This is a genomic window from Bradyrhizobium sp. 23 (assembly GCF_023073295.1).
Classification (GTDB): Bacteria; Pseudomonadota; Alphaproteobacteria; order Rhizobiales; family Xanthobacteraceae; genus Bradyrhizobium; species Bradyrhizobium canariense_D.
Genome location: NZ_JADPJF010000151.1, coordinates 107,046 through 115,393 on the forward strand (window position 1 = coordinate 107,046; position 8,348 = coordinate 115,393).

Annotated in this window: 8 protein-coding genes; 1 reads left to right on the plus strand and 7 read right to left on the minus strand. The window is 66.3% G+C overall.

Features of this window, described 5'->3' with window-relative positions; all coding sequences use genetic code 11:
• On the plus strand, positions 1 to 1,534 hold a 1,534-nt coding region (gene atzF, locus IVB32_RS37620; protein ID WP_247413045.1), incomplete at its 5' end, for an allophanate hydrolase.
• A gap of 110 nt (positions 1,535 to 1,644) precedes the next feature.
• Here the strand turns inward: atzF and IVB32_RS37625 are convergent.
• The 7 genes from IVB32_RS37625 to IVB32_RS37655 all read right to left on the minus strand — a co-directional run bounded on the left by IVB32_RS37625 (position 1,645) and on the right by IVB32_RS37655 (position 8,134).
• Positions 1,645 to 2,367 (minus strand): GntR family transcriptional regulator, encoded by a 723-nt coding sequence (locus IVB32_RS37625; protein ID WP_085384934.1) that lies wholly within the window; start codon positions 2,365 to 2,367, stop codon positions 1,645 to 1,647.
• 4 nt (positions 2,368 to 2,371) lie between these two features.
• Positions 2,372 to 2,764 carry an oxalurate catabolism protein HpxZ gene (hpxZ, locus tag IVB32_RS37630; protein WP_018456018.1) on the minus strand — a complete coding sequence of 131 codons (393 nt, stop codon included), beginning with the start codon at positions 2,762 to 2,764 and terminating at the stop codon, positions 2,372 to 2,374.
• Position 2,765: 1 nt separating this feature from the next.
• A complete protein-coding gene (locus IVB32_RS37635) occupies positions 2,766 to 4,163 on the minus strand; it encodes an AtzE family amidohydrolase (protein ID WP_247370474.1) in 1,398 nt (465 codons plus the stop codon).
• Between the two features lie 7 nt (positions 4,164 to 4,170).
• Positions 4,171 to 4,350 carry a DUF4089 domain-containing protein gene (locus tag IVB32_RS37640; RefSeq protein ID WP_018456016.1) on the minus strand — a complete coding sequence of 60 codons (180 nt, stop codon included), beginning with the start codon at positions 4,348 to 4,350 and terminating at the stop codon, positions 4,171 to 4,173.
• Positions 4,351 to 4,369: 19 nt separating this feature from the next.
• Positions 4,370 to 6,115 (minus strand): ABC transporter ATP-binding protein, encoded by a 1,746-nt coding sequence (locus IVB32_RS37645; protein ID WP_247413047.1) that lies wholly within the window; start codon positions 6,113 to 6,115, stop codon positions 4,370 to 4,372.
• Between the two features lie 103 nt (positions 6,116 to 6,218).
• Entirely contained in the window at positions 6,219 to 7,118 is a 900-nt protein-coding gene (locus IVB32_RS37650) for an ABC transporter permease (protein WP_018456014.1), read from the minus strand.
• 2 nt (positions 7,119 to 7,120) lie between these two features.
• Positions 7,121 to 8,134, minus strand: a complete 1,014-nt coding sequence (locus IVB32_RS37655; protein WP_018456013.1) for an ABC transporter permease — start codon at positions 8,132 to 8,134, stop codon at positions 7,121 to 7,123.
• Positions 8,135 to 8,348: the final 214 nt, after the last annotated feature.

Genomic DNA, 8,348 nt, shown 5'->3' on the forward strand with positions numbered 1-8,348 from the left:
CCCGGCCTTCTCGTATACCCCGACACATGATTCGACCGCGGTGCAGCGGCTGCGCGCCGCCGGCGCGATCATCATCGGCAAGACCAATCTCGACCAGTTCGCGACCGGCCTTGTCGGCGTGCGCTCGCCCCACGGCATCCCCAGAAACGCGATCCGCGAGGACCTCATTCCCGGCGGCTCGAGCTCGGGATCGGCCACCGCCGTCGGCGCCGGGCTGGTGCCACTGTCGCTCGGCACCGACACCGCCGGCTCAGGCCGCGTGCCGGCGATGCTCAACAACATCGTCGGTCTCAAGCCGAGCCTCGGCATGATTTCGACCGCTGGCCTGGTGCCGGCCTGCCGGACGCTCGACTGCATCTCGGTATTCGCTTTGACGGTCGACGACGCCGCGCTGGCGCTCTCCGTGATGGCAGGTCCCGATCAGGCAGATCCGTTCTCGCGCGACCGGCCGCTTGGCGCGATCACCCCGCTCCCGGCAAACCTGCGCCTGGGCGTGCCGCGCAGCGGACAGCTGATCTTCTTCGGCGACAAGAAGGCGGAAGCGGCTTACGCCGAGGCGCTGAAGCGCTGGACCGCGCTTGGGGCAACGCTCGTCGAATTCGACCTCGAGCCGTTCTATGAGACGGCCCGACTGCTCTACGAGGGACCGTGGGTGGCCGAGCGCTATCTCGTGATCCGCGACCTGCTCGCCTCGGCACCGGAGGCGATCCATCCCGTGACGCGCGAGATCACCGCGGCCGGTGCGCGGTTGACGGCGACGGACACCTTCTCCGCGCTCTATCGTCTGCAGGGCCTGCGCAAGATCGCCGAACGCACCTTCACCAATATCGACGCTCTGGTGCTGCCGACGGCGCCGACGGCCTATACGACCGCGCAGGTGCGGGCCAATCCGGTCGAGCTCAACAGCCGGCTCGGCACCTATACCAATTTTGTCAATCTGCTCGATCTCTGTGGTCTCGCGCTGCCGGCGGCGATGCGCGCCGACGGCATCCCGTTCGGCATCACAATTCTTGCACCCACCGGGCACGATGCGCTGCTCGCCAGCATCGGCCGCGTGTTCCATGCCGATACCAAACTGACGCTTGGCGCAAAGGGCGTCGTGCAAGCCGCGCTGGCGCCGCTTGCCGCGAGCGGCGTCGACGAGATTCCCATCGCCGTGGTCGGCGCGCATCTGTCCGGCATGGCGCTGAACGGCGAACTGAAAGCGCTGAACGGCCAGCTGATCGAGGCAACCAGGACCGCGGCGGACTACAAGCTCTACGCATTGAAGACCACGCCGCCAAAGCCGGGCATGCTGCGCGTCGAGGCCGGCAAGGGCGCGTCGATCGAGCTGGAAATCTGGTCGCTGTCGTCGTCCGCCTTCGGCAAGTTCGTCAACGCGATTCCCGCGCCGATGGCGATCGGCACGGTGCGGCTGGCCGATGGCCGCAGCGTCAAGGGATTTCTCGTCGAGCCCGAGGTGCTGGGCGAGGCTCGCGACATCACCGCGTATGGCGGCTGGCGGAAGTATATGGCGGAAGCTACGACAGCGTAGGTCTCGTAGGTGGGCAAAGCGAAACGTGCCCACCATCACCGTCAGCTTGGGGAGATGGTGGGCACGGCGCTTTGCGCCTTTGCCCACCCTACGCAACCGTGCGCGCGCCCCTAAACCGACACCGCGTAGATCTCGTACTCCCCGCGCACCAGCTCGATATGCGCGCGCATCGCGGCGGCGGCGCCCTGCTTGTCGCCGCGCATGATGGCGACGACAACGCGGTCGTGCTCGGCTTGCGACTTGGCGAGACGGCCGAGATTGCGGAACTGGGCGCGGCGAAACGGCTGTACGCGCACGCGCGTCGCCAGCGTGATCTCGGCGATGTAGCCGTTCTGCGATCCCGCATAGATCGCGTTGTGGAAGCGCTCGTTGACCTCGTGGAAGCGCTCGGGATTGCCGGCGTAGCTCAACACCCGCAGTTCTTCGTGGATGGCTTCCAGGCCGTGACGCTCAGTGGCGGACATGCGCTCGGCGGCAAGACCCGCACACAGCGCCTCAAGCTCCGCCATGGCCTCGAACATGCCCGTCAGCCGTTCGAACGAGGGCTGCGCCACCACCGCGCCGCGATGAGCGCGCGCTTCGACGAGGCCGCTTGCCACGAGCTGGCGCAGTGCTTCCCGCACCGGCGTGCGCGAAACGCTGAAGCGGCGCGCAATGTCGGTCTCGTCAAGCGGCGCGCCGGGCGGCAGAGCTCCGCGCACGATCTCGTCGGCGAGCTGCAGGCGCAGCTCCTCGGCGCGCGTGACCTTCTGCGCGGATGGCGACGCACGATCGACACGCGGCACCGCCGGTTCGGCCGGCAGCGCTCCGGGCGGAAGATCGTCAAGCGTCATACGGTCAGGTCTCTTTCGACTCGTCGATGATGCTGACATGGGCGGCGACGACGCGCCAGCCCTCCGGGAATTTTACCCAGGTCTGCATCTGCCGGCCGACCTTGCCCGGCATCGTGTCGCGATAGAACAGGGTGGAGGCAACCGCGGTGTCGCGGCCATAGCTGGTGATCACGGTTTTCGCGGTGCGGCGATTGAGGCCGACCGCCGAGCGGCCGGCGCGAAAGCCGGAGATTGCTTCATAGCCGTAGAGGTTCTCGCCGATGCCATAGCGCAGCGTGCGGGGATCGTTGCGGAAGAGCTCGCCGAGCACGGCGACGTCGTTGGTGATCAGGGCCTGCTCATAGCGCTCGAACGCAGCTTTGACGTCTGCGATCACCTCGGGGAGATCGATCTCCATCTCAAAATCCTCTTGGGCTGGGCGCGGCGGCAACACCCATCTTCTCCAACGCGAACGCGACGCGCAGCGCGATGTCCTCGCGCCATGGCGCGGCGATGATCTGCACGCCGATCGGCAGCGGATCGAGCGGCACCGGCACGGCGACCACAGGCAGGCCGATGAACGAGATCGGCTGGGTGTGGATGCCGATATTGGCGCGCACCGGCATCTCGACGCCGCCAAGATTGAAATTGACCTGGCCGAGCTTCGGCGCGGTGCATGGCGTCGCCGGTGCGATCAGCACGTCGACGGATTTGAAAATCTCGGCGAGTTGCGCGCGATACCAGCGGCGGAATTTTTGCGCGCGGTCGACCAGCGGCGCCGGCACCATGGCGCCCGCAATCAGCCGGTCGCGCACGGCGGGATCGAAATCGTTCGGCCGCTTGCGCAGCCGATCGAGATGCAGCGAGGCGCCCTCGGTGGTGGTGATGACATAGGCCGCCGCGCGGGCGCGCGCAGCTTCGGGCACGTCCACCACGCGCGTTGCGCCCAGCGCCTTGGCGACGCGGCTGACGGCTTCGACAGCTTCCGGAAACAAATTGGTCTGGAAGTACCCGCCGGCGATCGCGATGCGCAGGTCGGACACCGGATTGGCAAGCAGCGGTGTCGTCGGCTCCAGACCACGTGTGGTGGTGCAGGCGGCGTCGTCCGCATCCGGCCCCTGCATCGTGTCATAGGCCAGCGCGAGATCGGTGACGCAGCGCGCGAACGGGCCGAGATGATCGAGGCTCGCGACGAACGGGAACGAACGCGCACGCGAGAGCCGGCCATAGGTCGGCTTCAGGCCGAAGATGCCGCAGAACGAGGACGGCACGCGGATCGAACCGTTGGTGTCGGAGCCGAGCGCGATCGGCACCAGCGCGCCACCGACGGCGCTGCCGGATCCGCCCGAGGAGCCGCCGCTCATCCGCGTCGTGTCATGCGGATTGCGCGAGGGACCGTCATGGACGTTCTCGCCGGTGAAGTCATAGGCGTATTCACCCATGTTGAGCGCACCGACCAGCACGGCGCCGGCCGCTTCCATGCGCTCGATCAGCGTGGCATCGCGCGTGGCGGGTGCGCGATCGCGGTTGATCTTCGAGCCTGCGCGCGTGGCGAGGCCTGCGACGTCGAACAAGTTCTTCACCGCGAACGGCACGCCGGCCAATGGGCCGACGGACTTGCCGGCGGCGATATCGGCATCGATTGCGCGCGCTTTGGCGCGGGCGCGATCGGCGGTGATGTCGGTAAACGCATTGAGGATGGTGTCGTGCTGCTTGATGCGCGCAAGCGCGGCTTCGGTCGCATCGAGCGCGGACATCTTGCGGCCCGCAACCGCGCTCGCGATCTCGGAGGCCGTCATCTCTGGCTTGGTCGTCATGGCGGCGTCAGACCGTGAACACGGGCGCCGGCTCGGTCTCGTCCGGCAGCGCGAATTCGTCGACGAGGCGGCCGAGCCGCAGCGAGACCTCGAGATTGGCGCGGATGGACGCCCTCCATGCTTCCTCGACGGGCAACGCCAACGCTTTGGTAACAGCGTCGATATAATCGTCCAGCGGTTCGGCCATCACGTTCCCAAACAAGCTCTCAGTGTGCGCCCTGCGTCTGCAGCGGCGGATGCGGGATCGCCGTCAGCAGCTCCTTGGTGTAGTCGTCCTGCGGATCGCTCAAGACCCTCTCGGAAGATCCTTCCTCGACGATTCGACCCGACCGCATGACAATGACACGATCGCACAACAAGCGCACTACGTTCAAATCATGCGAGACGAACAGATAACTCATACCTAACCGCGCCTTCAGGTCCTGGAGCAGATTGAGGACCACGGCCTGGACCGAGACGTCGAGCGCGGCGGTCGGCTCGTCCAGGATGACGAGTTTCGGGTGCAGGGCGATGGCGCGGGCGATGCCGACGCGGGCTTTCTGGCCGCCCGACAATTGGTGCGGGAAGCGATCCAGCAGATTGTGCGGCAGGCCAACCATGGTGGCGAGCTCCTCGCCGCGGGCGCGGAGCGCGTCGCGCCCCCTGACGTCGCCGAGCTGCATGATGGGATCGGCGATGGCACGCACGGCGGTGAAGCGCGGGTTGAGGCTGTCAGTCGGATCCTGGAACACCATCTGGATGCGGCTGCGCTGCGGCAGCCGGGCAAAGCCGGCCGGCGCAATGCCGCCGATGTCCTCGCCGTCGAACTGGATCAGCCCCGAGGTCTGATCTAGCAGCCGCATCACCATCATCGACGTGGTCGATTTGCCGCAACCGGACTCGCCGACCAGGCCGACGCTCTCGCCGTGACCGATCGAGAAGCTGATGCCGTCGACCGCGCGGAACACATCCGGTTCGATCGGCGGCTTGCGGCCAAACAATTTGCCGAGCGTGGCGGTGGCGCCCTGGCGGGGATATTCCTTGACCAGCTTGTCAATGAGGAGAAGGGGCTGCCCGCTCTTCCTGGCCTCGTCCTGCGAAGCCTGATGGATGGCCCGGTCAGGCCCGGCGATGACGGCTGCGCCCTCCTCCTCCGGCAACAGATCCCGCAAGCTCACGCCAAGCCGCGGCGTCGCGCGCATCAGCTTCTTGGTGTAGGGGTGCTGCGGGTTGGCGAAGATGTCGGCAGCTTTCGCAGTCTCGACCACCCTCCCTTTCTCCATCACCACGACCCGGTCGCAATAGGCGGCGGCAAGGCCGAGGTCATGCGTGATCAGGATGGTGGACATCGCCTTGCGCTTGGTCAGCTCGACGATCAGGTCCATCACCGCCTTCTGCGTGGTGACGTCGAGGCCAGTCGTCGGCTCGTCCGCGATCAGCAGCTGCGGATTGCAGGCGAGCGCGAGCGCGATGACGACACGCTGGCACATGCCGCCGGACAATTCGAACGGATAGGCGTGATAGCGCTCGCGCGGGCGGGCGATCTTGACCTGCTCCAGCGCCTCGATCGCCTTCTCGCCGCGGTCCGAAACCATGGCCTGCTGGACATGGGTGCGCAGCACGTCCTCGATCTGGTCGCCGACCTTCCGGATGGGGTTGAGCGCGGCGCGCGGATTCTGGAAGATCATCGAGACTTCGCGACCGCGCAAATCGCGCATCTGGTCTTCGGTCGCAGCCTTGACGTCGATGCCCGAGAACATCACCGAGCCTTCGGCGATCCGCCCCGCGCGGTCGAGAATGCGCATCACCGCGTAGGAAGTCACCGATTTGCCGGAGCCGGACTCGCCGACGATCGCGAGCGTCTCGCCCTTGGCGACGGAAATGTTGACGTGCTGCACCGCCTTGACGATGCCGCGGCGGGTGGTGAATTCGACGGTAAGGTCCTGGACGTCGAGCAGCGGCGGGGCGGTCATGGGCACCTCCCAACTAAAAATGGCGAAAACAACCCCATGCACAGTAGAATGAGGTTGATTTCATTGGGCAATTTCGAACAAAAAAGTACGCCTAACCCAGCCATCACGTCCTCCGCTGGGGGTCGACGATGTCGCGCAGGCCGTCGCCGAGGAGGTTGAAGCAGAACACGGCGATCATCAAAGCGAGGCCCGGGAATAGCGCGATCCACCATTCGCCTGACACCATGAAGCCGGCGCCTTCGGCGACCATGATGCCCCATTCCGCCGTCGGCGGACGGACGCCGAGGCCGATGAAGGAGAGACCGGCGGCATTGAGGATGGCGTAGCCCATGGTCAGCGACATCTGCACGATCATGATCGGCATGATGTTCGGCAGGATATGCACGAGCAGAATGCGGAATTCGCCGTTACCGGACAGACGCGCGGCCTGCACGAAGCCGGCGTTACGGCGGACATTGGCTTCGGCGCGCGCAACGCGGGCGTAGAGCGGGAAGTTCACGATGGCGGTGGCCAGGATGATGTTCTGCACGGTGTTCCCCAGCGCGGCGACGATGCCCATGGCCAGCACGAACAGCGGGAACGCCATGATGGTGTCGGCGACGCGGCCGACGATGCGATCGGTCCAGCCGCCGAAATAGCCGGCCGCGATGCCGGCGAGCCCGCCCATCAGGAACACCAGGGCGACGGAGGCGACCGCGATGAACGTATCGAGCCGCGTCGCCACCACGACCCGGCTGAAGATGTCACGGCCCAATTGATCGGTGCCGAACCAGTGCGCGGCCGACGGTGGCTTCAGCGACGCCACGGTGTCGGACGCCAGCGGGTCATACGGCACCACATAGGGGCCGAAGATCGCGGCAAGGAGGATCACGATCAGCAGCGCGAATGCAAAGCCGGTGACCTTGTTCTCGCCGAGCACGTAGCGGGTCTGGTCGAGGAGCGCGACGAGACCCGACGTGCGCGCGGGGCCGACGGGTTCAACAGCAGGCGCAACGGTGCTCATGATTAGCCCTCCAACCGCACGCGCGGGTCGATCACGCCATAGAGAATGTCGATCACGAGATTGAGCAGCACGTACATCACCGCCATGGTCAGCACGAACCCCTGCACCGGCGCGAAGTCCGACGAGATCAGCGCTTCGACGGCGTAAGAGCCGATGCCTGGCCAGGCGAACACTTTCTCCACCAGCACGTTGGCGCCGAGCAGGAACGAGAACACCATGCTCAGCGTGGTGATGACGGGGAGCATCGCGTTGCGGAAGGCGTAGGTGACGATGACGGTCGCCGGCGACAGGCCGCTGGCACGCGCGGTGCGCACGAATTCGGAGGACAGCACCGCCAGCATCGAGGCGCGCGTCATGCGCGCGATCGGCGCCAGCGAGAAGATCGCAAGCGTCGTCGCCGGCAGGATGAGCTGGCTGCATGCCGAACGGAACGCCTCGAAGTCGCGCGCGATCAGGGTGTCGATCAGATAGAAGCCGGTCACTGTCGGCGGCGCGCTGTAGAACACATCGAGCCGGCCGAGCGGCGCGGGCGACCAGCCGAGCCGGAAATAGAACACATAGACCAGCACCAGACCTGTGAAGAACACCGGCAGCGAGACGCCGGCCGTCGTCGTCACACGGCAGAGATGGTCGACCCATGAGCCCGGCCGCGTCGCCGCCAGCACGCCGAGCGGAATCGCGATCACGACCGAGACGATGAGGCCGAGCAGCGTCAGCTCGGCGGAGGCCGGCAGGCGGTTGCGGATCTCGGCTGCGACCGGCTGGCCGGTCGTGAGCGAGTTGCCGAAATCGCCATGGGCGAGATCGTTGGTGTAGCGAAAGAACTGCTCGATCAGCGGCTTGTCGAGGCCGAGTTTTTTCCGGATCTGCTCGACGGCTTCTTTCGTTGCGGCGGGGCCGGCGAAATACGCCGCGGGATCACCGGGCAATGCGCGGGTCAGCAGGAAGGTGACGATGACGACCCCGATCAGCGAAGGAATCGCGAACATCAGGCGCTTGCCAATCATGGTCAGCATGGGGTTGCGCTCCCGCTGCTCTGCGTTTGTGGGCGGGTTCGCGCCACCTGCTCCGCTGCGCCCCCTCTCCCACGCAACCGGGGTCTACCCCGGTTGCGCATTGGTGATTGGCGCAAGTCGGGCAGGCCCGACTTGCGATGGGAGAGGGGCAGGGTGAGGGGGAGCCCCAAGCGAGATCGGAGTTCGTGGCTACCCCTCACCCTGCCCCTCTCCC

Bases quoted from the DNA above. Each gene is read 5' to 3' on its own strand.
- IVB32_RS37655 (WP_018456013.1), bottom strand. From the start codon at position 8,134: ATGCTGACCATGATTGGCAAGCGCCTGATGTTCGCGATTCCTTCGCTG.
- IVB32_RS37625 (WP_085384934.1), bottom strand. From the start codon at position 2,367: ATGACGCTTGACGATCTTCCGCCCGGAGCGCTGCCGGCCGAACCGGCG.
- IVB32_RS37640 (WP_018456016.1), bottom strand. From the start codon at position 4,350: ATGGCCGAACCGCTGGACGATTATATCGACGCTGTTACCAAAGCGTTG.
- hpxZ (WP_018456018.1), bottom strand. From the start codon at position 2,764: ATGGAGATCGATCTCCCCGAGGTGATCGCAGACGTCAAAGCTGCGTTC.
- IVB32_RS37650 (WP_018456014.1), bottom strand. From the start codon at position 7,118: ATGAGCACCGTTGCGCCTGCTGTTGAACCCGTCGGCCCCGCGCGCACG.
- IVB32_RS37645 (WP_247413047.1), bottom strand. From the start codon at position 6,115: ATGACCGCCCCGCCGCTGCTCGACGTCCAGGACCTTACCGTCGAATTC.
- IVB32_RS37635 (WP_247370474.1), bottom strand. From the start codon at position 4,163: ATGACGACCAAGCCAGAGATGACGGCCTCCGAGATCGCGAGCGCGGTT.